1 protein-coding gene and 1 pseudogene are annotated in these 1,311 nt (G+C 61.2%); both read left to right on the top strand.

Annotated features, from left to right (window positions below; genetic code table 11):
• Nucleotides 1–349 (top strand): annotated as a pseudogene (locus EOA24_RS38205) (diguanylate cyclase); the annotation flags it as partial.
• 220 nt (nt 350–569) lie between these two features.
• On the top strand, nt 570–1,311 hold a 742-nt coding region (locus EOA24_RS38200), incomplete at its 3' end, for an ABC transporter permease (RefSeq protein WP_133374921.1).

Here is a 1,311-nt window from a genome sequence, read left to right as displayed (position 1 = left end):
CTTCTGGAACGACTGGACGAAGTATCCGCTGTCGATGACCAACTGGAACATGCGCCCGCTCGGCGTGCAGGTTCTGGCGATCGGCTATCGCACCGGTGAAGCCTGGAACGAGACTGCTTGGTCGAATTCCGACTGGGATACCAAGCTCAACGCCGCGCTTGCCGTCGCCGACGCGGCCAAGCGCAAGGAAATGATGAAGGACATCGAGCAGATCCTGCAGGATTCCGGCATCATCATCCAGCCGTACTGGCGCAAGCTCTACAGCCACTCGACCAAGGCGGTGCAGAACTTCAAAATGCACCCGACCTACGAGCACGACTACGGCAAGGTCTGGCTGGAACAGGCCTGATCGGAACGAACGGACAAAGGGGCGCTCGGCCCCTTTGTCCCCTTCCTCGCGTGACCCGGGACCGGAGAGCCGTTGCAACGAAAAAGTTGCGGACTCGTCGAATGGGGTCATGCAATAAACTGGGTTGATTGCATTCGAAGGTCAGTTTGCCGGCTTGCCCCGCATCGCGTCGGAGTGGTCGCGCAATCAGGCTCCCCCAACCCATCGGCAGGGGTCCGCCATGCTTTCTTTCATCCTGAGACGTCTCGGCACCATGGCGCTGACGATGCTGTGCCTGACCTTGGTCGTTTTTTTCCTGATCAATCTCGGTCCCAATCTGAAGAAGCTGGCGATCAGCCAGACAGAAATGCACACCTCCGCCGAACAGCTGGAAAGCTGGCTGGCCAACCATGGCTACCGCCAGAACTTCTTCCTGCGCTACGGCCAGTGGCTGGGGGTTCTCCCCAAACAGCCGATCACCGACCCGGCGACTGGAAAACCGGCGCAGCGCTTCTCCTTCTGCAACGACCCGGTCGCGCCGACATTCTCCGGCGTGCTGCAGGGCGACTTCGGCTGCTCGACCAAATTCAAGACGACCGTCGCGGCGAAGCTCTTTCCGGCGCTCGGCGCAACGGGGCTTTTGATGTTCTGGGTGCTGGTGGTGATGGTGCCGATCTCGCTGCTCATCGGCATCCTTGCCGGCATGCGCGAGGGCTCGCGCACCGACCGCACGCTGTCTGTCGCTTCGATCGCCTCGACGGCGACGCCTGAATATGTCTCGGGCGTCATCTTCACCGTCATCTTCGCATCCTGGCTGGGCTGGCTGAACGGCTCGGCTGCGTCCGCCAGCCAGGGCCTCACCTTCTACAATTTCACCCTGCCGGTGATGACACTTGCCATCTACGGCATCGGCTACATCGCGCGCATGACGCGCGCCTCGATGGTGGAGGTGATGACGCAGCAATACATCCGAACTGCCCGCC

Origin of the sequence: Mesorhizobium sp. M2A.F.Ca.ET.039.01.1.1, from assembly GCF_003998035.1 — a bacterium.
GTDB lineage: Bacteria > Pseudomonadota > Alphaproteobacteria > Rhizobiales > Rhizobiaceae > Mesorhizobium.
Note: the sequence above shows the minus strand (reverse complement) of the source record. Positions and strands in the feature narration are given on the sequence as shown.